At 63.6% G+C, this 24,208-nt stretch carries 20 protein-coding genes; 6 read left to right on the top strand and 14 right to left on the bottom strand.

From position 1 onward, the window contains the following. Positions 1-53: 53 nt before the first annotated feature. Positions 54-923 carry an ectoine/hydroxyectoine ABC transporter substrate-binding protein EhuB gene (gene ehuB / locus NKJ23_RS03880; protein WP_023717021.1) on the bottom strand — a complete coding sequence of 290 codons (870 nt, stop codon included), beginning with the start codon at positions 921-923 and terminating at the stop codon, positions 54-56. 237 nt (positions 924-1,160) lie between these two features. Between ehuB and NKJ23_RS03875 the strand changes: the two genes are divergently transcribed. The 6 genes from NKJ23_RS03875 to NKJ23_RS03850 all read left to right on the top strand — a co-directional run bounded on the left by NKJ23_RS03875 (position 1,161) and on the right by NKJ23_RS03850 (position 8,608). Further along, entirely contained in the window at positions 1,161-2,351 is a 1,191-nt protein-coding gene (locus NKJ23_RS03875; protein WP_352678324.1) for a M24 family metallopeptidase, read from the top strand. 75 nt (positions 2,352-2,426) lie between these two features. Then, positions 2,427-3,575, top strand: coding sequence for a M24 family metallopeptidase (locus NKJ23_RS03870; RefSeq protein ID WP_352678323.1), 1,149 nt, complete (start codon positions 2,427-2,429; stop codon positions 3,573-3,575). Between the two features lie 10 nt (positions 3,576-3,585). Beyond that, positions 3,586-4,842, top strand: coding sequence for a sarcosine oxidase subunit beta family protein (locus tag NKJ23_RS03865; protein WP_352678320.1), 1,257 nt, complete (start codon positions 3,586-3,588; stop codon positions 4,840-4,842). A gap of 13 nt (positions 4,843-4,855) precedes the next feature. Then, a complete protein-coding gene (locus tag NKJ23_RS03860; RefSeq protein ID WP_352678319.1) occupies positions 4,856-5,161 on the top strand; it encodes a sarcosine oxidase subunit delta in 306 nt (101 codons plus the stop codon). Further along, on the top strand, positions 5,158-8,112 hold the full coding sequence (locus NKJ23_RS03855) for a sarcosine oxidase subunit alpha family protein (protein ID WP_352571195.1): 2,955 nt from the start codon (positions 5,158-5,160) through the stop codon (positions 8,110-8,112). The genes NKJ23_RS03860 and NKJ23_RS03855 overlap by 4 nt, the downstream gene beginning before the upstream one ends. After that, entirely contained in the window at positions 8,105-8,608 is a 504-nt protein-coding gene (locus NKJ23_RS03850; protein ID WP_352571193.1) for a sarcosine oxidase subunit gamma family protein, read from the top strand. Before NKJ23_RS03855 ends, NKJ23_RS03850 begins: the two co-directional genes overlap by 8 nt. A gap of 65 nt (positions 8,609-8,673) precedes the next feature. Here the strand turns inward: NKJ23_RS03850 and NKJ23_RS03845 are convergent, their stop codons facing one another. The 13 genes from NKJ23_RS03845 to NKJ23_RS03785 all read right to left on the bottom strand — a co-directional run bounded on the left by NKJ23_RS03845 (position 8,674) and on the right by NKJ23_RS03785 (position 24,188). Further along, positions 8,674-9,138 (bottom strand): cupin domain-containing protein, encoded by a 465-nt coding sequence (locus NKJ23_RS03845; RefSeq protein WP_352571191.1) that lies wholly within the window; start codon positions 9,136-9,138, stop codon positions 8,674-8,676. 187 nt (positions 9,139-9,325) lie between these two features. Then, a complete protein-coding gene (locus tag NKJ23_RS03840) occupies positions 9,326-10,201 on the bottom strand; it encodes an aldose 1-epimerase (protein ID WP_352678314.1) in 876 nt (291 codons plus the stop codon). A gap of 5 nt (positions 10,202-10,206) precedes the next feature. Then, positions 10,207-11,007 (bottom strand): FadR/GntR family transcriptional regulator, encoded by an 801-nt coding sequence (locus NKJ23_RS03835; protein ID WP_352678312.1) that lies wholly within the window; start codon positions 11,005-11,007, stop codon positions 10,207-10,209. A gap of 2 nt (positions 11,008-11,009) precedes the next feature. Next, positions 11,010-11,954: an ABC transporter permease gene (locus tag NKJ23_RS03830; RefSeq protein WP_352678309.1), complete on the bottom strand. Its 945-nt coding sequence runs from the start codon at positions 11,952-11,954 to the stop codon at positions 11,010-11,012. A gap of 53 nt (positions 11,955-12,007) precedes the next feature. Beyond that, positions 12,008-13,528, bottom strand: a complete 1,521-nt coding sequence (locus NKJ23_RS03825) for a sugar ABC transporter ATP-binding protein (RefSeq protein ID WP_352678307.1) — start codon at positions 13,526-13,528, stop codon at positions 12,008-12,010. A 96-nt stretch (positions 13,529-13,624) separates the two neighbouring features. Beyond that, positions 13,625-14,608 (bottom strand): substrate-binding domain-containing protein, encoded by a 984-nt coding sequence (locus tag NKJ23_RS03820; protein WP_352678305.1) that lies wholly within the window; start codon positions 14,606-14,608, stop codon positions 13,625-13,627. A gap of 30 nt (positions 14,609-14,638) precedes the next feature. After that, the gene (locus NKJ23_RS03815) at positions 14,639-15,415 is read right to left on the bottom strand and encodes an SDR family oxidoreductase (RefSeq protein ID WP_352678304.1); all 777 of its coding nucleotides are present in this window, start codon (positions 15,413-15,415) and stop codon (positions 14,639-14,641) included. A gap of 5 nt (positions 15,416-15,420) precedes the next feature. Further along, positions 15,421-16,593 (bottom strand): galactonate dehydratase, encoded by a 1,173-nt coding sequence (gene dgoD, locus NKJ23_RS03810; protein WP_352678301.1) that lies wholly within the window; start codon positions 16,591-16,593, stop codon positions 15,421-15,423. A 207-nt stretch (positions 16,594-16,800) separates the two neighbouring features. Further along, a complete protein-coding gene (locus tag NKJ23_RS03805) occupies positions 16,801-18,306 on the bottom strand; it encodes an aldehyde dehydrogenase family protein (protein ID WP_352678299.1) in 1,506 nt (501 codons plus the stop codon). Further along, positions 18,303-18,791, bottom strand: coding sequence for a (2Fe-2S)-binding protein (locus tag NKJ23_RS03800; protein WP_352635250.1), 489 nt, complete (start codon positions 18,789-18,791; stop codon positions 18,303-18,305). Before NKJ23_RS03800 ends, NKJ23_RS03805 begins: the two co-directional genes overlap by 4 nt. Beyond that, positions 18,788-21,937 (bottom strand): molybdopterin cofactor-binding domain-containing protein, encoded by a 3,150-nt coding sequence (locus tag NKJ23_RS03795; protein WP_352678296.1) that lies wholly within the window; start codon positions 21,935-21,937, stop codon positions 18,788-18,790. The genes NKJ23_RS03800 and NKJ23_RS03795 overlap by 4 nt, the downstream gene beginning before the upstream one ends. Beyond that, complete coding sequence (locus NKJ23_RS03790) at positions 21,934-22,800, bottom strand: aromatic ring-hydroxylating dioxygenase subunit alpha (RefSeq protein ID WP_352571171.1); 867 nt, start codon at positions 22,798-22,800, stop codon at positions 21,934-21,936. Before NKJ23_RS03790 ends, NKJ23_RS03795 begins: the two co-directional genes overlap by 4 nt. 14 nt (positions 22,801-22,814) lie before the next feature. Further along, positions 22,815-24,188, bottom strand: coding sequence for an amidohydrolase family protein (locus NKJ23_RS03785; RefSeq protein ID WP_352678293.1), 1,374 nt, complete (start codon positions 24,186-24,188; stop codon positions 22,815-22,817). Positions 24,189-24,208 lie beyond the last annotated feature (20 nt).

Here is a 24,208-nt window from a genome sequence, read left to right as displayed (position 1 = left end):
CGATTCCCCCAAGGAAAAAGGGCGGCGCTTTCGCGCCGCCAGCAGTTGGGAACCTATTTGCCAGCGCAGAGCTCTGCGGTGGTCTTGTTGGGCAGATAATCCTTGCCGAAGCCGAGTGGCTCGACCAGCGCGATATGCTCCGGCGAACCGAGGAACTTCTTCAGCTCGGCGTTGAAAGCCTCCTGCAGGTCGGTGTCTTCCTTGCGGAAGCCGAAGCCGCCATGACCTTTTACCGATTTGCCGGCGACCTCGCCGAAGGGCTTGGTCGATTCGACGCCGTCGGCTTTCTTGGCCATGTCGGCGATCGAAAGAGCGGTCAGCGCGGCTGCATCGGCGCGGCCCGACTGGACGGCGGCGACCAGGCTTGACTGGTCGGGCAAGGAGACGATCTGCCCACCGGCAACGCCCGCTTCCTTGGCGAAGCCGCCTTCGACGGCGCCGGCCATCACGGCAAGCTTGAGATCCGGATTGTCCTTGATGCTGGAAAAATCCTTGATGCCTTTCGGATTGCCTTTTGCCACCAGCATAGCCTCGCCGATGCCGTAGGACGGCTCGGAGTAGTTGATCTCGGCGCAGCGCTTCGGAGTGATGAACATGCCAGCGGCGATGATGTCGAAGCGGCCGGCCTTGAGACCCGGAATGAGCGAGCCGAATTCGGTCAAAACACCGTCGACCTGCGGTATGCCCATCTTGGCGAGCACCGCCTTGGCGACTTCAGGGGCCTCGCCGGTCAGCTTGCCGTCTGGCGTGGCGTAACCGAACGGCGCCTCGTTGGCGAAACCGACGCGGATGTAGCCGTCCTTCTTGGCCCGTTCGAGGGTGGTTTCCGCGTGAGCGGACAACGACGTCAATGACGTCGCGGCGAGCGCGATGCAGGCAGCCGCCTTCACGACCATACGGCGCGATATCGATGATTTGAGCATGCTTTTCTCCCATTGGACAACTGTGGATGGTTCCCAGGGCGCGGCCTTCTTCGAGGTCGACGCCTGCTAGATCAGACGTATACAACTGCCCTAGACATTTCGCAAGCAGAGATATAGAAACCATGAAAATTCGGCGATAATTCGCAGTTAGCCAGCAAATTGACGTCGAGTTGTGCACAATTTGGCCTAGTTGCCATTTACAAAAGGCAAACGGCGTACCTGGAAGGCAGGATTTCGGTGGCGACCGCGAACGGCTTCGGGACATTCACGCAAGCGGAGTATGGGCAGCGCCTCGCCGGCGTGAAGACACGCATGCAAAAAGCCGGCTTCGATCTCATCGTTTGTCAGGATCCCGCCAACATGTGCTGGCTGACCGGCTATGATGGATGGTCGTTCTACGTTCCGCAGTGCGTGCTCGTCCATCTGGAGGAAGACCGGCCGATCTGGTTCGGCAGGGCACAGGATGCCAAGAGCGCACGCCTGACCACCGGCCTGCCCGAGACAAACATCGTGCCGTTCTCGGAACGGTTGGTGCAACAGCCCGTCGAACACCCCTATGACGAACTCGCCCAACTGATCCGGTCGCGTGGTTGGGGAAAAGCCCGCATCGGCGTCGAGATGGACGCGCATTATTATACGGCGCGCTGCCACGCCCATCTGATCCAAGGGCTGCCCGACGCGCACTTCGCCAACAACCACGATCTCGTCAACTGGGCGCGGCTGGTCAAATCCGAGGCCGAGCTGGTGCTGATCCGCGAGGCGGGTGCGATCTGCACGCATGCCATGAACCGAGCCATCGAGAAAATGCGGCCCGGTGTGCCGCAGAACCATGTCATTGCGGAAATCTATCACGCGCAGATCATGGGCGTGCCCGGAGCGGGCGGCGACTATGCCGCGATCTGTCCGCTGATGCCCGTTGGCGAGGGCACCAGCACGCCGCATCTGACGTGGTCCGACGCGCCGCTGCCGGACAGCGGCCTCGCCATTCTGGAAATCGCCGGCGTGCGCCGCCGCTATCATGCGGCGCTGACCCGGACGGTACATTTCGGCAAGCCGCCGCAAGCCATCCTCGACATGGCCAAGGCGATCGTCGAGGGCGTCGACGCTGGCCTCGAGAAGGCGCGCCCCGGCTACACCGCCGAGGAGGTGGAAGCCGCCTGGCAGGCAGTGTTGAGGAAGAACGGGCTGAAGAAGGAAAGCCGCGTCGGCTATCCGGTCGGGCTCGCCTATCCGCCCGATTGGGGTGAACGCACCGCAAGCCTTCGTCCCGGCGATACTACCGAGATGCAGCCTGGGATGTGCTTCCATTTCATGGCCGGCGTCTGGCTCGACGATTTCGGCATCGCCATCTCGGAATCGTTCGTCGTCACGGAACGCGGCGGCGAACGCCTGTGCGATGTGGCGCGCGAACTCGTCGTCATCGACTGACATGGCGGCCGGGAAAGCGGCTGCCGAAAAGAACCATGCCCGCCACCAAGCCGGCAACAAGCACGAGGACGCCCGATGGACCGCAATCCGTTTTCCGAAGCCGAAATCGCCGGCCGCCTGGCAAAGGTCCGTACTGCACTGGTTGAGCGCGAGCTCGACGCGGCGGTCTTCGCCTCGCCGGAGAACGTCTTCTATCTCACCGGGCTCGATCACTGGGGGTATTTTGCCCCTCACCTGCTGATCGTCCCGCTCCGGGGAAACCCCGTCCTGGTCACCCGCTCGATGGAAAAGGTGACGATCGAGAAGCAGGTGAAGGCAGCGGAATTCCGTGGCCATTCCGACAGCGAAACGGCGGCTGACCTTGCCGCGCGGGTACTTGTGGATCTCGGCCTGTCCGGCAAGCGGATCGGCCTCGAATACTGGACGGCTGGCCTCAGCCATGGGCTTGCCGTTGCGCTCCAGACGCAGGCGGACGCCAAATGGAGCGATGTCTCCGGTCTGGTCGATAAGATGCGGCGGGTGAAGAGCGCCGAGGAACAGGCGCTGATGCGTCGAGCCGCCAAGGTGACGGACGCCGCCGCCGGTGCCGCGATCGCCGCGATCTCGGATGGCGCTTCCGAACAGGAGGTCGCCGCCCAATGTGTTGCGGCAATGATCCGCGCCGGCGGTCATGCGCCGGGCTTCGGGCCGTTCATCCGCCCGGCCGCGCGCCTGGGTGAAGAGCACACGACCTGGGGCGACGGGATCTACCGCAAGGGCGAGCCGGTCTTTGTCGAATTGTCCGGCTGCATCTCGCGCTACCACGCCCCGCTCGGCCGGCTCGTTCGCATCGGCCACATCAGCGACGAAGACGCCGCAATGGCGGAAGTGACCGCCAAGGCGTTCAACGCGGTCGTCGAGGCGTTGCGGCCGGGCGCCAAGGCGCGCGATGTCTACGCCGCCTGGCAGGCTGTCGCCGACGCGGCCGGTCTTTCCCACTATCGCCGCCATCACTGCGGTTATCTTGTCGGCGCCGGCCAGCCGCCATCATGGACCGGCGGCAATTCGGTGACCGGCTTGAGGCACGATTCCGACCTCGAGATCGAGATCGGGATGAGCTTCCACATCCTGTCGTGGCTGATGGGAACCGGTCGCGGCGATGACTTCGTTTCCAACACGGTGCTTTTGACCGATGCGGGCGCTGAAGTGCTCACCCGCACGCCGGCCGGCCCGATCGTTCGATAGGCCCGCACGCATGGCGCGCTACTCGGCACTCTCGATTTTCCGCAACGCGCTGTCCGGCCAGAAGAATTGGCAGCGCGCCTGGCGTGCGGCGGAGCCAAAACCGTCCTATGATGTGATCGTCATCGGCGGCGGTGGACACGGCCTCGCTACCGCCTTCTACCTTGCCGAGAACCACGGCATCCGCAACGTCGCGGTGCTCGAAAAGGGCTATGTCGGCGGCGGCAATGTCGGCCGCAACACTACCGTCATCCGCTCCAACTACCTGCTCGATGGCAACACCCAGTTCTACGAATTCTCGATGAAGCTTTGGGAGGGCATGTCGCGGGCGCTGAATTTCAACGTCATGTTCTCGCAGCGCGGCCAGCTCGTCACGGCGCATTCGGCCGATCAGCTCGACGGCTTCAGCCACCGCGCCAATGTCATGCGGCTGAACGGCATCGATGCCGATATCCTCGACCGGGAAGACGTGCGCCGGCTGGTGCCTTATCTCGACTTTTCCGACACCGCCCGCTTCCCGATCCATGGCGCCATCTTCCAGGGCCGGGCGGGCACGGCGCGCCACGACGCCGTCGCCTGGGGGTATGCGCGCGCTGCCGACGGCCATGGCGTCGACATCATCCAGAACTGCGAAGTGACAGGCTTTGTCCGCGACGGCGACAGTATCGTCGGCGTCGAAACGACGAAAGGCCGCATCGGCGCCGGCAAGGTCGGCCTCGCGGTCGCTGGCCACACGTCCGTGCTCGGTGCCAAGGCCGGCCTTGAACTGCCGATCGAAAGCCACGTCCTGCAAGCCTTTGTCACCGAACCGCTGAAGCCGCTGGTAAATCACGTCGTCGCTTACGGCGCCGACCATTTCTACGTCAGCCAGTCCGACAAGGGCGGGTTGGTCTTCGGCGGCAATCTCGACGGCTACAATTCATACGCCCAGCGCGGCAATCTCGGCGTCGTGCGCGAGGTGGCGGAGGCGGCGATTGCATTGATGCCGTGCATTTCGCGCGTCCGCCTGCTGCGCCACTGGGGCGGCGTCATGGACATGACTCCCGATGCCAGCCCGATCATCTGCCCGACGCCGATCGACGGCCTCTATCTCAATGGCGGCTGGTGCTATGGGGGCTTCAAGGCGACGCCGGCTTCCGGCTGGTGCTTCGCCCACACGATCGCCACCGGCAAGCCGCATCCCTTGATCGCGGCCTACGGGCTCGATCGTTTCCGCACCGGCCACACGCTCGATGAGGCCGGTGTCGGCCCTTCCGCCTGGCTGCAATAGGAGGCGGGACAAAATGCTGCGCATCGAATGCCCCTGCTGCGGCCCGCGCGATCATGACGAGTTCCGCTACGGCGGCGATGCCTCGGTCACGTACGGCGGCGATGCCTCGGTCACGCGTCCGGCCCATGACGATCCCGATCCAGAGGCCTGGTATCGTTACGTCTATATCAGGACAAACCCGGCCGGCCAGCACCGCGAATTCTGGCAGCACGTGACCGGCTGCCGCCAATGGATGGTGGTCGAACGCGACACACGCAACCACGCGATCGCATCCGTCGACTTCGCCAGGAAATCGACTGTCAGGAAACAACCGGCATGAGTTCGAACCGCAAACGCCTGCCAGTGGGTGGCCGTATCCGTCGCGAGGTGCCGGTCAATTTCACCTTCGACGGCCGCAAGCTGATTGGGTATCGCGGCGACACGCTTGCCTCGGCGCTGCTCGCCAACGGCGTTACCCTGGTCGGGCGCAGCTTCAAATATCATCGCCCGCGCGGCATTTTTTCCGCCGGGCCCGAAGAGCCGAATGCACTGGTTACGCTCGGGAGCGCCGGCAGGCGCGAGCCGAACCTGCCGGCGGCGACACTGGAACTCGCCCACGGCATGGTCGTGGAGAGTCAGAACCGCTGGCCATCGCTTGCCTTCGACGTGCAAAGCGTCAACGGGCTGTTGGCACCGTTTCTGTCCGCCGGCTTCTACTACAAGACCTTCATGGGCCCGACGCGCCGCGCCTGGATGTTCTACGAACATTTCATCCGCAAGGCGGCCGGCCTGGGCAGGGCCGGCACCGACCCCGATCCCGACCGCTATGAGGTTCGTCATGCCTTCGCCGATGTCGCCATTGTCGGCGGCGGCCCGGCGGGATTGTCGGCGGCGCGGGCAGCGGCCGCGGCCGGGGCGCGGGTTGCGCTGATCGAGCAGGATTTTCTGCTTGGCGGCCAGCTTTTGGCGGAACCGTCCGACAGCGCAGCGGCCGCATGGCTGAGGCAGGCCGAGGCCGAGTTGGAGGGCTTCGAAACCGTCGCGCTGATGAAGCGGACGACCGCTTTCGGCAGCTATGACGGCAATGTCCTTGGACTGGTCGAACAGCGCGATCCAACCGATCCGCAGCCGAATGGCGAGGCCCGGCAAACGGTCACTATGCTGCGCGCCCGCTCGATTGTTTTCGCCACCGGCGCCATCGAGCGGCCGATGGTGTTCTCGAACAATGACCGGCCCGGCGTCATGCTTGCCTCGGCCGCCCGGACCTACCTCAATCGATTCGCCGTCCTGCCGGGCAAGAAAATCATTGTCGCCACCACCAATGACGGTGCCTGGCGCACCGCCTTCGACTATGCCGCAGCCGGCGCGGAGGTGACGGTTGCCGATCTGCGCGCCGTCCCGCCCGCAGCACTTGCCGCGGAAGCCGCACGGCTCGGCGTGGTGGTGCGGGCCGCAACGCGCATCGTCGACCTGCACGGCGGCCATGCCGTCAGGCAAGTAACGCTCAACGGGCCGGAGGGACAATCCTCGGCCGCCTGTGACCTGGTCTGCATCTCCGGCGGCTGGTCGCCAACTGTGCATCTCACCTCGCACCTGGGGAGCAAGCCCACCTACCGCGACGACATCGACGGCTTCGTGCCGGGTTCGTTTCCGGCCGGCCGGTTCGGCGCCGGCGCGATGATGGGAACTTATGCGACGGCCGATGCCATCGACGACGGTCATCGCGCCGGTAGCGAGGCCGCAGCCTCCTGCGGCAAGTCGGCGCCGGTGCCCGCTCCGTCGAAACTCGATCTCGACAAGACCGCCACGAGTTCACTTCGCGAGATCCCTTCCGTTGGACGTGGAAAGGCCTTCGTCGATTTCCAGATGGACGTGACGACCGGGGATATCGAGCTCGCCCATCGTGAGGGCTATGAATCGGTCGAGCACCTGAAGCGCTACACCACGCTCGGCATGGGCACCGACCAGGGCAAGACCAGCAATTTTGCCGCACTTGCCGCGATGGCCGCCCTGCGCAAGGCAACAATCCCCGAGACCGGCGCCACGACCTTTCGGCCACCCTATACGCCCGTGGCGATCGGGGCGCTTGCCGGGCGCGCCATAGGCCATCATTTCAAGCCGATCCGCCGCACGCCGATGCACGACTGGCACATGGCAAACGGCGCCGAGATGCTCGAGGTCGGGCTCTGGATGCGGCCCTATTTCTACCGGCAGTCGGGGCGTAACGTGAACGAGGCCTACGTCGCCGAAATGCGGACCGTACGTCAGGCGGCGGGCCTGATGGACATCTCCACGCTCGGCAAGATCGATGTCCAGGGCCCGGATGCGGCAATCTTCCTCGACCGCGTCTATGCCAACGGCTTTGCCAAACTGGCGGTAGGCCGCGCCCGCTACGGCGTCATGCTGCGCGACGACGGCATCGTCTTCGACGACGGCACCACGACGCGGCTGGCGGAAAACCGGTTCTTCATGACCACTTCGACCGCCAAGGCCGCCGATGTGCTGTCGCGTCTCGAATTCCTGCTCGACACGGCCTGGCCGGATTTGCGCGTGGCCGTTACCTCGGTCAGCGATGAATGGGCGGCGATGTCGGTTGCCGGGCCTGCCAGCCGCGCGATCCTCAGCGCTGCTTTTCCTAGTCTCGAGGTTTCCGACGCGGCGCTTTCGCATATGGGGCTACTCGAAAGCGAATGGGAGGGCCGTGCGCTCCGCATCCTGCGTCTCAGTTATTCCGGCGAGCGCGCTTACGAAGTCTATATCGGCGCCACTGCCGGTGAACAGCTTTGGAGCCGTCTGCTCGAGGCCGGCAGATCATTCGACCTGAAGCCTTACGGCGTCGAGGCGCTCGGCGCGCTGCGCGTCGAAAAGGGCCATGTCGCCGGACCTGAGATCGATGGGCGCACGACGCTCGACGATCTCGGCCTCGGCCGCATGGCCGGCAAACGCAGCGGCTTCGTCGGCGACGTCCTGCGACGGCGCCCCGCCTTCCAGGCTCCCGACCGGCAGCGCCTGGTCGGGCTGGAATGCATCGAAGAGGGAAAACGCCTGCGCGGCGGCGCCATCCTGTTCCTGCCGGATGAGAAACCCCATGGCCATGGGCGCGGTCGCGTCACCTCCGTCACCTACAGCCCCGAACGCGGCCATTATGTCGGACTGGCGCTGCTTGCCGGCGATGTCGCGGCAGAAGGAAGCGAGCTCGTGGCGGTCTATCCGATGAAGGCCGAAACGGTTCGCGCCCGCGTTGTCTCGCCGGTATTCATCGATCCGCAGGGAGAACGGCTGCATGGCTAGCTTGACCTCTTCTCGGGATTTCAGCCTGTCCGTGGCGGATTGTCCGCTTATCCAGATCGAGGGCTGGGACGCGACACTGAGACAATTCGAAAAGAGCGTCTCGGCGTCGCTCAACACGAAACTTCCCGCTTCGGTCGGAGAGACGGTTCGCCACAAGGGCCTTTTAACCATCCGCGTTGCACCTCGCCGCCTTTGGCTGGCTCTCGACGAAGGCACAGAAGCGCCAGCCCTTGTCGTCGACCCCGATCTCGGCTGTTCCGTGCCCCTCGGGGAAGGTCGTGTTCGTTTGAAAATGGCCGGCCCTGGTATCGCAAGACTTCTGTCCGGCTGCATTGCCGTCGACTGGCACGCGCCGGCCGCCGCTCCGGGCCGCGCCGTGCAAACATCCTTCCATCACGTGCCCGTGCTCTTCCTGCGCACCGGCGAGACCGCGTGCGAACTCATCGTGCCGCGAAGTTTTGCCCGCAGCCTCTCGGATTGGATTGCCGGCGGCTAGCCAATACCGGTTCCTCGGGCAAGGGCCGGCTTTAGCGGCGATCCAAGCCGCCATCACGAAGCCATCTACTCTCTTGCCGGCCAGTCCTGCAGAAGCGTAATCCCAAACTTCGGCGCGGCTACTTTGAGCCGCTCGATATCGGCAGGCGTCGGCGGCCCCACCACCTCTCCCTTGCTGCGTTCATGGCCACCTTCGGCGAGAAACTGCTCGAACACACTTGGCGTGTCTATCAGGATATAGCGAACGAGCTGATTGCCGGGATTCATAAGCTGGTGCGGGATGCCCCGCTTCAAAAACATGCTCTCGCCGGGCGAGAGCGTTCGGACCACACCGCCCACAATTGCGGTCAAGTGCCCTTCGATGACGTAGACCGTCTCGTCGTCATTCGCATGAACATGGATTGGCGTTTTCGTGTGCCCGTCGCTTCTGTTTTCGAAGAGACTCAACAAGCCTCCCGTCTGTTCGCCGGAGACCAGTCGCTTCATGACGATGCCTGCGAGCACGAATTCCTTTGGTTCAACACCTGTCATCGATCCAATCCTGCCAGGCACATTTGGAGCGCCGCGACGTTCGGCAAACGTCGAACCGGCTCACGGGTTCCCGGTCGGTTGAGTCCCTTTTCCCAAACTCCGTTTGGACAAAAAGCCGGCTTCGTTCTCCCCGGACATGCTGTCGGACATCGACATCCGCCAATTCGAGGGCGCCGCAGACGTCCGTTTAACCGACGGCGAAGTTGCAACGGGCTGCCAGGCTCTCGCCGGGCCCAAGCACCGACAGTCCATTCCATTTGTCGATCGAACCACGATTGTGAGCATCGACAGCATGACTGACCGGTTCAAAACAGAAGAAGTCGCTCTCGTCCGATGGCGAATAGACCAGGTAGAAATTCAAGGGCGATGAAGCTTCAATCCGCAGGCTGCAACTGTGCTCCGGCCACGATATGGTAGCGACGCCGTTCCAACCGGCAAACAGATTGTTTATCCATCCACTCGGCAATACGACTGGGGCGCCGAAATCCCAGTCGGGATGGGTTTTGACATCCACAAACCGTTCAGGGAGGTGGTTGGGCAGTTCGAGGCAAACCTGCGAGGCCGGCGCATGAAGCGCGGTTCGTGCCGTTCTCGGGAACCATGGATGGATGCCAAGCCCGAACGGCAATCTGATCGAGGCCCGATTGACGATGCGAAGTTTCAGCTCGAGCCCCTGTCCGGCCAGCGCGTAGCTCACCTCGGCGCGATATCGGTATGGGCCGGGCCCGTTGCTGATGAGCGACAGCTTTGCGTTGTCCTGCGTTACGCTGTCGACGTCCCACTCGCTCGAAAATCCATTGCCATGAATGGGAAATGGCTCGCCTGCAACATTGGCAGGCAGTTCGTGGAATTTGGAGTCGAATGTGAACCCGCCGCCCGAGATGCGATTTGACCATGGCAAAAGCAGGTTGCAGGCAAGGTCGAACGGTTTGCTGCTCCCGCCGTTTGGCCAAGGCCTGAAGAGCGGCACGCGTCCATGGTCCAGTCTCGCAAGACCTGCCCCAAGCGATGGGACGATTTCAGCGGACAGGTCTCCGCTTCTGATCTTGATCGTCCCGACCATCCGCTTCAGACGGTATCGGCCTTGGCAGCGGCGATCGGCTGTTGATGGCGGCCTTTGCGAGCCACTGCAAGAAGGTCGTTCGACGCGATCCCGATGAGCGCCTTCATCTGATCGTGTGCATCGTCGGCCCTCCGCATCCTGATTGCCTCCAGCACGTCGCCATGCGCGCTCAGCGTCTGCTGGTAATTAGCGGTGGCCGATGTGGTCAAGCGGAAGGAGAAGCTGAGGGCGGCCGCAAGCATATTGCCGAGATTGGCGAACACCGGGTTGCGACTGGCACGAAGGATGGCGGTATGAAACCTGACGTCGGCATCGAGACACGCAGCGAGATTGTCCTGCGGAGCAATGCGCATGGCTTCATAGGCCGCTTCGATGACTGCGAGATCGCCTGACGTCGCCATCTTGGCCGCAAGTTGGGCGGCAGCGGGTTCAATGACCAGCCGCGCCTCGATCAATCCGCGGACGAAATCGAGATCGGGCTCGATATCGCGCATCCATTCCAGAACCTGTGCATCCAGCCTGTTCCATTCGCTCGACACGCGCACACGCGTCCCGGCCCGCTTGCGTGCCTCGATCAATCCTTTCGCCGAAAGCGTCAGAAGAGCATCGCGAAGCGCGGTGCGGCTTGCCCCGTAGATAACGCAAAGTTCGGCTTCCGTCGGCAGGACGGAGTGCTGGGCGTAGGAGCCGGCGAGGATGCGCTGTCCGAGATCGCGTGCGATGCGATCCTTGAGCGATGACGTGGTGCCATCTGCGGCAGGAATGTCCTGCTTGCCTTGGCCAGTCGAAGCGATCGCCGCGTCCATCGTCATGTCCTGTTCAAGTGGTACTCGGCAATTACCACAGCAAGTATCAGCAGCGAGCCCTTGGCAAGCAACTGATAGAAGGTTGGCACGGACGTCAGTATCATTCCGTTGTTGAGGACGCCAATGATGGCGACGCCCAGCAGTGCGCCGACGATCGTGCCCTTGCCGCCCTGCAAGGCGCAGCCACCAAGAACGGCCGCTGTGATGGCCTCGAGTTCCAGGCCTTGGGATCCGGATACGGGCTGCCCGGAGCCGGTACGGGCAGCCAACAGAATCCCGGCCAATCCGGCCGCCACTCCACTCATGATGTAGATGCCGACGCGGTAGCGGTTGATGTTGATGCCGGAGAAGCGTGCGACAACGGGATTGCCGCCCAGGGCATAGATGTTGCGGCCAACGATCGAGCGGGCAAGGAAGAGATGGAACACGATCGCGGTCAGCAAGAGAATCCAGATCAGCAGAGGCAGGCCGAGGATTCGTCCGATCCCGATGAAGCGGAAAGTGTCGCTGAAAATCGCGATCGATTGCCCATTGGACATGATGAACGCGATGCCGCGGAAGATCGCCATCGTACCGAGAGTCGCGATGACAGCGTTGACCCGCCCATAGGTGATGATGATGCCGTTCACGAGGCCGGCAAGACCGCCCAGGACCAGGCCGGCAAGAATGCCCGCGGCGGGTGATCCGGTGGCCTGGATGGCCATTGCCGTCGATACTGTGGTCAGACCGACAATTGCGCCGACGGCAATATCGAGCCCTCCGGCGACAATAACCACGGTCTGGCTCATCGCCAGAACGCCCAGGATGGTAATGCCTAGACCGATGTTCAGCAGGTTGCGGCTGGAGAAGAACACGTCGCCTCTCAGGGTGCCGAAAATGAGGACGAGAATGGCGAGAGCAACAAGAAGGCTTATGTTGTGAATGCCGATGCGCTCTGCGATGCGCAAGGAAGCGCGCCTTTTGCCGGTTTGCGTTGTTGCTGTCCTGAGCTCAAGGCTGTTCACTGAATTTGTCCTCCAAGCGATGCTGCAGATTGAGGCATGGCATGTCTGAGGATCGTGGCCTCGTCGATGTCAGGGCGGGAAAGTTCGGCCGTGATCCGGCCTCCAGCCATAACAAGCACCCTGTCGGCCAGCCCGATCAGTTCCGGCATTTCCGAGGAAATCAGGATTATGCCGATGCCGCTGGCGGCGAGCTCGTCGATCAGGCGATAGATTTCCGCCTTGGCGCCGATGTCGATGCCGCGGGTCGGCTCGTCGAGGATGAGAAGCATCGGCTGCCGCGCAAGCCAGCGCGCGAGAACGACCTTCTGTTGGTTGCCACCGGATAATTTCGAAACCTGTTCGTCGAGGTTGGGCGTCTTGATCGACATCTTTGCTGCAAGCGGTGAGACGATCTCCAGTGCCTTGCGCCGGTTGAAGAAGCCGAAGGTCGACGTTCTGTCGGGCACGCAAAGCGAGGCGTTATCAAGAATGCTTCGGAACAACAGCAGCGCCTCGTGCTTGCGGTCTTCCGGGGCAAAGCCGATGCCCGCCACGATCGCTGCATGCGGACTGTTGGGGCCAACGGGCACACCATTCATCGTTATGGTTCCGTCGACGCGCCTATCATAGCCGACAATCGCCTTTGCCAGTTCGGATCGACCCGCACCCATAAGGCCGGCAATGCCGAGCACCTCGCCACGGCGGACCTTGAGGCTCACATCGGTGACGTGGTCGGTGGTCAGGCCCGTCACCTCCAGCAACGGTTGCCCCGATTGCCACGTCTCGCGCGTAAACAGATCGGCGATGTCGCGGCCCACCATGAGCTTGGCTATGGTCTGCTCGCTGGCACCGGCAGCGGGGGAATCATCGACCAGCCGGCCGTCCCGCAAGACGACAATGCGATCCGCAAGGTCGATGACCTCGTTCAGCCTGTGAGAGATGTAGACGATCGAAGTGCCCTCGCCGCGCAGCCGGCGAATTACTGAAAACAGACGGCGCGCTTCGTCGTCGGTCAGTGACGAGGTCGGCTCATCGAATGCGATCAGCCGGCCGCCGGCACGTATGGCGCGCATGATTTCGATCATCTGGCGCTGTGCCGGACCGAGTGTGCTGCAGAGTTGACGCGGCAGCATATCCTGCTGCATGCCGAAGGTCGCAAGCACCTTATCAGTCTGGTCCTCGAGCCTGTGCCAGTCGAGCAGGACGCCTGCCAGCCGCGGCAGTTCGCCGACGAAAATGTTCTCGGCCACGGTCAGGTTCGGAACGATCTCCGGCTCCTGATGGATGACGCGTATTCCGGCTCTGTGGCTGTCGCGCGGTTCGCTGAAAACGATCGGCGTGGAGCCATGCAGCACGGTGCCGGTGTCCGGTGCGAACACGCCCTCGAGAATTCGCATCATTGTCGACTTGCCGGCGCCATTCTCGCCAACCAGGGCAAGCACCTCTCCTAGCCGAAAGGCAATCGAGACATTGTCGAGCGCCTGCACGACGCCGAAGCGCTTCGATATCCTGTCGAGCGAGAAGAAATCCGATTGCATCAAAAGCTCCTCCCGAGGATCGGTTCCGTGTGCCCGCCGACGAACTGCCGGCCCAAAGAGCGTCATGCGCACTGCGGCGCATGACGCATATCTGGTTCAGTGGCAGAGCTTGGCTTTGTAGTCCGACGCAAAATTGTCGGCGGTGATGTATTCCGGGTCAGTGAAGGATTGAACGGGAAGCTTCGTTCCGTCCTTGATGGAGGCCAAGAGAATCTTCACCGCCAGCGCGCCATGATTTTCCGAATTGAGCCACATCGTACCACGGAACGCCGAGGGCTTTCCGGATCCGAAGGCATCGCAGGCGCGGCTCCCGTCGATGCCGATCCCCATGCCCTGGTCTGCGGAATAGCCGGCATTCTCCAGTGCTCGCGCACCACCCAGCACGCCGTCATCGTTGCATGAATAGAATATCCAGTTCGTGACGCTGGGATTGGCCGTCAATGTGGTGGTCATCACATCGATGGCGTTGACCATCGTATTGTCGTAGGGGACGCGAACGATGCTGCCCGGCTTGAAATCGGGCACCGCCTTCAGGAACGCTTCTTCCGCGCCCTTGTTGCGCTGTATGCAGGTATCGGCCTTGCGGTCCTCGATCGAGGCGATGCGCACCTCTTTGCCCGCCCAGCCTTCAGCCTTGTAGAGCTTGGCAAGCTCTTCGCCCACCCGCGCACCGATATTGTAAGCATTCATGCCGACATAGGGGACCTGGGTGCCATCCTGGTAGTAGATATCGTCGTCCACCGCCACCAAGGGAATTTTTGCGGCCTTTGCTTTCTCCGCGATGACCGGTCCCAGCGCCTTGTCGGGGACAACGATGGCGATGCCTTTCACGCCATCGCCGACCATCGTATCGAAGGTCGTGATCGTCAAATTGGCGTCGAACTGAACGTCCTGCGACACGAACGCGGCCCCTGCCGCCTCAGCCGCTTTCTTGGCGCCGCCGACTTCGGCGACAAACCATGGATGGTCTCCCATCTTGTTGATGTAGCCGATCTTGATGTCGTCTGCGCTTGCTGCGCCACTCATCAGTCCGGCAGCCAATACCGCAAATGTCGCCAAAGCCTTTGTTGTGGTTTTCATGAATATCCTCCCTGAGAGCTCTATTGGTTGCTAGTCGTGGTAGAGAACCGAGCGCCCACCATCGATGGTGATCGTCTCGGCATTTATGAACGGCGCTTCGTCCGAAGCGAGGAAAACCGCCGTCATTGCAACCTCGTCCGACCGGCCAATACGCTTGGGCGGATGGAGGTCGTAGGCTCGCCGCTTCTCCTCGGCGGGGTTCGGGAATGTGTTCCAGTAGGCTTCCGCGATCGGCGTCTCGATGTAGCCGGGTGCTATCGCGTTCACCCGGATACCGCGTGCGGCATATTCGATGGCCAGCGAACGGGTCAGGCCCAAAAGTGCATGCTTGGCGACCGGATACGGGAACGTATGGGGAATGATCTGGAAGGCGTGACAGCTCGCTATGTTGACGATGGACCCCGAGCCCTTCGCCAGCATCGTCGGCAAAACCGCCTTGGCGCAGAACCACGCGGCCTGGAGGTCGAGCTTGAGGCAGCGCTCCCATTCCTCATCCGGCATCATCAATGGTTCGTAGAAGACGTTGGCACCGGCATTGTTGACCAGAACGTCGACGCCGCCATAGCTCGTGATCGTGCGGGCGACCATCTCCGCGACCGCGGATGCGTCCGTGACATCCGTCTCGACGAACAATACGTCGGCGCCTCCGGCACGCAGTTCGTCAGCGATCGCTTTGCCGCTTGCCGCATTCAGTTCGGCAATGACGGTCTTTGCCCCATGCATCGCAAAAGCCCGGGCGGTGGCGGCACCTATGCCTTGGCCGGCGCCCGTGACGATTGCGATCTTTCCCTGCAGCCGGCCTGCCATTGCATTCACCAGTCGACCACGGTGCCGTCCGGCATGACGGCATTGCGGGCATGCAGCACTTCCTGCTTGAAGGGGTGACGCGCGATCACGTCCTCATTGACGGTGACGCCAAGGCCCGGCAGTTCGGGCAGGTCCCAGCGGCCTGGTTTACGCCGAATTGGCCAGGTAACGACCTCGTCGTACCAGGCGACGGCACCGGACATCTCCTCCTGAATGACGACGTTTGGCGTCGATATGCCGAAGTGAAGAGCAGCCACACCGGCGATCGGACCGAGCGGGTTGTGCGGCGCAAGGCCGATGCCTGCCGTTTCCGCCATGGCCGCGATCTTCTTTGTCTCCAGCAGACCGCCAGTGTGGCAGATATCAGGCTGGGCAATGTTGAAGGCACGGGCTGCGATCGAGTGCGTGAATTCGCGACGTCCGATCAGCCGCTCGCCGGAAGCGATCGGCACGGCCGATCGCGCCGTGATATGCGCCAGTCCGGCAACATCTTCGGGCGGCACGGGTTCTTCTGCGAACATGATGCGGGCCGGCTCGATTGCTCTGAGGTAATCCATCGCAGCGTTAACCGATGCAGGGCGTCCATGGAAATCGACCATGATGTCGATGTCCGGACCTATGGTCTCGCGAAGTGAGCCAACCATATTGGCAACGGAGTCGACTGCCTTGGCGGGCGATACGTAGTGGGTGTAGGGAATGCAGACGACCTTGACCGCATCGTAGCCTGCTTGCGTCACGATGTGTCCGCGTTCCACGATCGCGTCCGCGGATCCGGTCTCATAGACCGCCTTCATGTCCCCGAGGCCGAGATGCGTATAGGTGCGCAGATAGTCGCGAACCTGGCCACCCAGAAGGCGCCAGACGGGGACGCCCAATGATTTGCCCAGGATGTCCCAGAGCGCGATCTCGATGCCGCTGACGGCAGACATTCCCTCGACGCCGAGACGCCAAAATCCGTGCCGCGTAAGTATCTGATAGCACTGCTCCACGTTGCGCGGATCTTGCCCGATGAGCAGGGCCTCAAGGTCTTGAAGCGCCCCAACGACGGCTCGGGTCTTCCATTCCAGCGTTGCCTCACCCCAGCCAAACAGCCCGGGCTCGTCGGTTTCGACCCGAACGAAGACCCAGTTGCGCATTTCCGCATTGCAGACGCGAGCCTTGATGGCCGTGATTTTCATTGGTCCTCCCAGACCTGCCGTCTTTTTTCATGGCAATATGTATGATTTATTATGGATAATATGGACGAGTCAAGCGCAACGTCGATGTGGACCAGCGCCGCCTAGGAACTGGTCCTCAGGAGGATCCGAGCAATTTTCGATCAATCCTTGTCCGCCGATGGAAGGGCTGTCAGCCGCCGATCCACGAATATCGCGGGAAAGGCGCGGCTAAATCACCGCGCAGACCGTTTTCGTCTCGAGATAGTTCTCCAGGCCCGGTGCGCCGTTCTCATAGCCCCAACCGGATTGCTTGTGGCCGCCCTTCGGCAATTCCGGCGAGAAGTAGGAATGGCAATTGATCCAGACGGTGCCCGACCGGATAAGTGCGGCAAGGCGATGCGCAGCGGAAAGGTCGCGGGTCCAGACGCTTGCGGCGAGGCCGTAGGGCGAGTCGTTCGCATGGCTTAACGCCTCCGCGACGTCATCGAACGGTGTCACGGCAACGACCGGGCCGAAGATTTCCTCGCGCATCATGCGCATGTCCGGGCGAACGCCGGTAACCACGGTCGGCTCGAAGAAGTTGTCGAAGCGCCGGCCGCCGGCGATGATCTCGGCGCCGCTGGAGGCACCATCGCCGACGTAGAAGGCGACGCGCGCAGCCTGGGTTCCGTTGACCAGCGGACCAAGGTCGGTATCCGGGTCAAGCCCGTGTCCGAGACGCAGCTTTCGCGCCTCTTCCGCCAGCCCCTCCACCAGACGGTCGTAGATCGAGCGATGCGCATAGACACGCGAGCCGGCGACGCAGACCTGGCCGGCATTGGCGAAGATCCCCCGAGCCACTCCGGGGATTGCGAGCCCCATGTCTGCATCGGGCATGATGATGGCCGGCGACTTGCCACCCAGCTCGAGCGTCAGCTTCTTCAGATTGCCGCGCGCTGCGGAGACGATCATCTTTCCGACTTCCGTCGAGCCGGTGAAGGCGACCTTATCGACATCGGGATCTGCAGCCAATGCTGCGCCCACGGTTTCACCGAGACCGGTCACGATATTGACGACGCCGTCCGGCAAGCCGGCTTCGATCATCAGTTCGCCGAGCCTGAGCGCGGTGAGCGACGTTTCCTCAGCTGGCTTGAGCACGATCGTACAGCCGGCGGCAAGCGCCGGGGCGAGCTTCATCGAGGCCATAAGCAGCGGCGAATTCCATGGCGTTATGGCTGCCACGACACCGATCGGCTCTCGCACCGTGTAGGCGAAAATCTTGCTGCCCACCGGTTGGTAGCTGATGGAGGTGGGGATGGTCGTGCCGAGGATTTTCGTGGCAAAACCGGCAAAATAGCGGAACTGCTCGGCCGAGGCGGGAATCTCGGCGAAGCGTGAGGTCTTCAGCGACTTTCCTTGGTCAAGCGTCTCGAGTTCTGCAAGCTCATCGGCATGGCGTTCAATCAGGTCGGCGATGCGCCAGAGCAGCTTGCCGCGTGCCGACGGTGTCATGTCGCGCCAGCTCTCGCCTTCGAAAGCAGCACGCGCCGTAGCAACGGCGCGCCCGGCGTCATCGGCTGTGCCTTGCGCCAGCAGCGCGAGCGTGTCGCCATTCGCAGGATCGGTCGCGGGCAAGGTTGCGCCATCGCTGGCGTCGCACCAGCCGCCGCCGATCAGGTGCCGCATTCTGGGTTTGGCCAGGAACGCCTTGACGCCTGCATGCCTGGCTGCACCGTTTCGAATGATGACCGTCATGTCCGTACCCCGCAAGCGAGCGCCTCGACCGCCGCGAGAGCACCGCGGATGATGGAATGATAGCCGGTACAGCGGCAGATATTGCCTTCGAGCGCAGTGCGGATCTGAGACTCGTCGGGAGCCGGATTCTCCAGCAGCAGAGCGGTCAGCGCAACAGTGATGCCGGGTGCGCAGTAGCCGCACTGGAAGGCGTTTTCGGCCGCCAGGGCCTGGCGCAGGACAATAGCTTCGGGAAGGTCGTCGAAACCCTCCGGCGTGATGATGGTGGCCCGGTCGAGTTGCCACGACATGAGCAGACAGCCATTGACCGCGCGATCGTCCATCAGCACGGAACAAGCGCCGCAGCGGCCGATGCCGCAAGCCATCTTGCCGGCAGTCATGCCGAAATGATCGCGCAGCAGGTCGATCAGGCGCAACTCAGCGGGCACAGCCAGCGCCTGGCGGCAGCCGTTGAGGTTAAAGGTAATCGCGATCTCGGCACTCACGCTGCACTCCTCTGCAGGGCGTCGAGTACCCATTCAGGATCGACCGGGATGCGCTCGGGCCAAGCCCCTGTGGCGTCCGCAATCGCGTTGACGATGGCTGGCGTCACGGCGCCAATGCCAAGCTCACCAACTCCGCGCGGACCGAACGGGTCGTCCTCGTCCAGATCCTCCAACGCGAAGGTCGCGAGGCTTTCCGGCGTGTCGGCAATGCCTGGCAGCGTGTAGAAATCGAGGTTGCCGGCAAGATACCGGCCATCCCGCATCGCCGCGTCCTCGGTGAGGGTGAAGCCCAGCCCCTGGACGCCGCCGCCTTCGATCTGGCCAAGATAGGCGGCAGCATCGAGCATCGGTCCGGCCGCGGTGTGCTGATGGAGGTCGAGCACACGTACCTGTCCGGTGATGCGGCTCACGGCAACGCGCGCCAGTGTCGCGCCGAAAGCGAAGATCAGGCGTGCATTGCCTTTCAGGTAGTCCGATTTCGGAAACTCGAAGCTGACGGCAGCAGCTGGCAGCCCGTCCGGAGGCAACGCCTTGGCAAGCTCGGTGAAACTCATGAGCAGTGAGCCGCTGTTGGAATGTCGCTCGACGATGCCGCCGGGCCCCAGCGCCAGCGTCCCGGCTTCACGGCAAAGCAGTTGGCCCGCTGCGGCCAGCAGGTCGCGCGCAAAAGCTGGTGCGGCGACTGCCGCGACCCGCCAGACCACGTGAGTGCCGCGCGAGGCGGTAGAGGAACCGGATTCGGGCGTCGCCGCCGTATCGCCGGTGACCGGCCGGACATCGTCGCGACCGCAGCCGAGCGCTCCGGCTACGGCGGCCTTGACCGAGGTGAGCAGGCCCTGTCCCATCTCGTCCAGGCCGTAGAGAGCTTCGATCATGCCATCCGCAGCCAAGCGCAACGCGCCTCCGGCCGGGTCCGGCGGCAGCGTGCCTAGTCCGTTGCCTTGATAGTTCATCGCCATCCCGACGCCGATCGTCTCACAGCCGTCGAACGACGGACCACGCGGCTTGGCCCAGATCGGGTCAGCAGCGGCGGCTTGCAGCATCTCGGCCAAACGTTCGGACGGCGCGACCTGCTGGCCGAGATGGCCTCGCGTGCCAGGCTCGCGCAAATTGCGGCGCCGTATCTCGATAATGTCGATGCCGGCGGCTTCGGCTAGCCGGTCCAGCTGGCACTCTACCGCGAAGGCCATCTGGTTGGCACCGAAGCCACGAAACGCGCCGCAGACGCCGTTATTGGTGTAGGCGAGCCTGCCCGAGCTGAGGACGTTGGGAACGACATATGGCCCGCAGGCGTGTTCGAGGGCCGTCTCAAGCACGCCCGGACCGAGCGACGCGTAGGCGCCGGCATCCGCGATCACATCCACCTGCTGTGCGAGCAGCCGACCTTCGGGGTCGCAGGCGGTACGCATATGGATGCGCATGGCATTGCGCTTGGTGCCCGCGATGACGGATTCCGCCCGGTCGAGATGCAGCCGCACGGCCCGTCCAGTCTTCAGCGCCAGCAGGGCCAGGGCCGGCTGCACGGTCAGCTCGTCCTTGCCGCCGAAAGCGCCGCCAGTCGGGCTGGTGACCACCCGTATCTGCTCTTGCGGCATACCGAGGATGCGCGAGAGCTGCATGCGGTCGCGGCGGCCATGCTGCCCACCGGCAAAGACGTTCAGGGTACCATCCGTACCGACGAAAGCGTAGCCGCCCTCCGTCTCCATAAAGCCGTGCATCTGGCTCGGCGTTTCGTAGACAGCCTCGACGATATGAGCTGCCTTGGCAAAAGTCGCGGCGGCATCGCCACGCCTGAACTCGAACCTGCACTGCAGATTGCCGGAGGCGTGGACCGGCTCCGCTCCAGCGGCGAGCGCCTGTTCAGGATCGTCCACGGCCGGCAGTGCCTCGTATTCGACGCTGATGAGAGCAAGCGCGCGTTCGGCCGTCTGGGTGTCAACGGCGGCAACAGCGGCAACCGCGTCGCCGACATAGCGGACCTTGTCGAAGCACAGCGCCGGCTGATCCTGCACGACGATGCCGAAAGCATTGCTGCCGGCAATGTCACGGTGCGTGACAACCGCCGCGACGCCGGGCAGCGCCTCGGCCGCGCTCGTATCGATGGAAACGATCCTTGCATGGGGAATGCCGGCGCGCCGAATGCGCCCGACCAGCATAGCGGGCTCGCGATGATCGGTCAGGTATTCGAGCCGGCCGGCGATTTTCGGCGCGCCGTCCGGCCGCTGGTGCCAGCGCGGGCCGGTTTGCGACCGGGACACAAGAACCTCGGCGGGCGGCTTTCCGGACGGCACGGTCCGCCGGCGCGGCGAATGTGCTCCTTGGGACAACTTGCCGCCGAGCCCGAAGACCAGCGCATTCGCCGCGACATGGCGCCGATAGCGGCCGGACCGCCACGCATCGTCGATCGCCGGCGCCTCTTCGAGAATTGCAGCGTGCAGCTCGGCCCAATCGATCTCCTGGAGGCGCCGGCCGATAAGCAGCGCTTCAGCGTGGCCGAGACGGGCCGCTTGCCCGCCGCCGCTGGCCGCGAGCCGCGCGATCGTAACACGATCGTCCGCCGTTTCGATCACCCCGGCGACACCGGCCATGCTTGGGGTGAAGGCGGCGCGCAGGCCGACTTTGCGATGGGTCCAGCGAGCGGCAGTTGGCTGCGGTGGAACGATGATCGTCTCAATGAGGGCCGCTGACGGTGCGTCGGCCAACCATTGCGCGAGCGGCACGACGGCGCGCCCAGCCGGTGAGACGATCTCCAGCTTCGCGTCGATCGCGAGCAGGGCCGGCAGAAGGCAACCCGTGCGCCCCGCGACGTTGCCGCCCAGCGTTGCGAGATTGCGGACGGCGGGTCCCGCGGTGGCGCGGACGGCGGCTGCGAGCAGAGGCAAATTCTCGCCTATCGCCCGGTCACGCTCCAAGGCACCCAGGGTCGTCAGTGCGCCGATGCGAAAGCCGTCATCGGCCGGTTGGATGCCCTTCAGGCAGGCGATTCGGCCGATGTCGATGAGGCGCCGCGGCTTTGGCAGGCCCTTCGCCCAGCCGAGCTGCAGCGCCGTGCCCCCGGCGACCAGTTGCGACGCGCCCTCGCCTGCCCATGACAGCGCCTCGGCAACGGAGGCCGGGCGAAGCACCTGGAGACGCGGCTCGGTCATGTGGCTCCCGCGGCCGTGCCGAAACGGATGCCCCTTTCCTTCAGCCAGCGGCGGTAGGCGATGGAGGACCCGTCGGCGCGGGTCGGGATTTCCATCCGCGGCTCGAGTGGAAGGCGCAGCGGTCGCTGGTTCTCCACGATGATCCGGTCCTGCAGAAAGATGACCTGTTCGAAGTTGAGCAACGCCGTCTGCGTCGAAGCGGAATCGACCAGATACATGACCGGCTGGGCGCGGCAGAGGTCTTCCTCGATGGGCTGGATGAACAGCGCGATCGCGTCGAGCCGGTCCGGCGCCACGGGGCACACGCGATAGAGCATCACCACGAATGGACTCGGCACGCGATAGGTCAGATGCACAAACGCGCCCGAGCTTTCCGTGGCGGCGATGCGCGGCTGGAAGAACGTGCAGTTGGTCGCCCAGACCTCATCCACATCGCGACGTATCTCGCTCAGATAGGCCGGCACCTCCGTGTGCGGCTCCGAGCCGAGAATGTCGGTATGCACGAAGGGGAAGTGCGCCATGTCGAGGAAGTTCTCCACGACACGCAAACCCGAAGCCCGCATCGTCACCCAGCCGCAGGGCACGTAGCGCCGGTCGGCTTCCAGCGCCTCGGCGATCTCGAAGATCCCCTTCCCGGGCTCGCCCAGCGTCGTCCAGACGCAGCCATAGCGCTGCCGGACGGGCAGCGCGGGACCGCGGCCGCCGTCGTCCAGGACCTCCCGGACGGTGATTGCGCCCGCGGCGTCACGGACCAGTTCGATGTCCTGTCCAAGCAGCCGCGTGCGGCTTGGCGCGCCGCCTGGATCGGCCGCCGTCTCCACCGCGTACCAGTCGTCCAGTGCCGCCTTGTCCGTCGTCTTCATGACCGGGGCTCGCCTTATTGGGTCCACTGCAGGCTGCCGCCGGAATTCGCGGCGAGGAAGGCGGCGCGCTGGGCGAACAGGCCAGGCGCGACGCGATGGATTTCGGCGATGATCTCGCGCAGGTCGCCGGTGCGCAGCACGCCGTGCTCGACGAGGATCTCGCCATCGACCATCGTCAGGGATACGTCGCCGCCACGCACGGCGTGGACGAGATTGTGGTGGAGGTTGAAATAGGGTCCGTCGCGGAAGACCGGCGTCATGCGCGGCGTATCGGTTCGGACCGCGATGATGTCGGCGCGCTTGCCGACCTCGATCGAGCCGATCTCATGATCGAGGCCGATCGCCTCGGCACCAAGGATCGTCGCCATGCGCAGCACCTGCCAACTGTCCATTGCGGCGGCGTCGAGGTCCTTGAGCTTACCCAGCAGCGAAGCCACCTTCATCTCTTCGAACATGTCGAAATTGTTGTTCTCCTTCTCGCCGTCGGTGCCGATCCCGATAGGCACGCCGGCCTTCAGCATCTCGGCCACCAGCGCGATGCCGCTTGCCAGCTTCATGTTGGAAACAGGATTGTGGGCCACCGAAACGCGGCGCTTGGAAATAAGCTCGATCTCTTCTCGATCGAGCCAGACGGCGTGGGCGATCATGGCGCGCGGCGTTTCGAAGAAGCCAAGGTCGTCCAGCGCGAACATCGGGCGTTTGCCGTAACGCCGCTCAAATTCCGCGATCTCGATCTCAGCCTCGCTGCAATGGGTGTGGAAGCCGGTCTCGTATTTCCTTGCGAGGTCGATCGCCCGGCGCTGGCCGGCCTCGTCCGCATAAAACAGATGCTCCAGCCCGACCCACACATTGATGCGGCCGCCCGCCTTGCGATGCCAGCCCTCGATCATCGCCTCGTTCATGTCGAGCGTGTCGAAATAGTTGTAGTCGGGATGCTCGCCGACGTAAGGCACGGCGACCAGGCGGTTGCCGATCGCCTCGGCCGCCCTGGCGCTGCCTTCCATGAACCGCCACATGTCGACGACGGTGGTCGTGCCGCCGAGCACGGATTCCGCGTAGCAGAGCCACGATGCCGCCTCGGCCTCGTGCGGCTGCAGCACGCGATGCATCGGATTGATATGGAGCGTCAGCCAGTCCCAGACCGGCAGGTGCTCCGCCGTGCCGCGCAGAAAACCGGAATGCGCATGCACATTGACCAGCCCAGGCAAAAGCACCGCATTGTCGAGCTTCTTCACGGCCACGGCCGGATACGCAGCGCGCAATGCTGCGAGTGCGCTGACCGCGGCGATACGACCATCCTCGACCAGCACGGCGCCATCAGGCAACACGTGGTTATCTTCATCCATGGTGAGCAGCGTGTCGGCAGCGAGGATGAGGCCTTGGGTCATCGCGGGTACTCCGTGTGCGG

It is taken from the genome of Mesorhizobium sp. M0184 (assembly GCF_040322215.1).
GTDB lineage: Bacteria > Pseudomonadota > Alphaproteobacteria > Rhizobiales > Rhizobiaceae > Mesorhizobium.
Note: the sequence above shows the minus strand (reverse complement) of the source record. Positions and strands in the feature narration are given on the sequence as shown.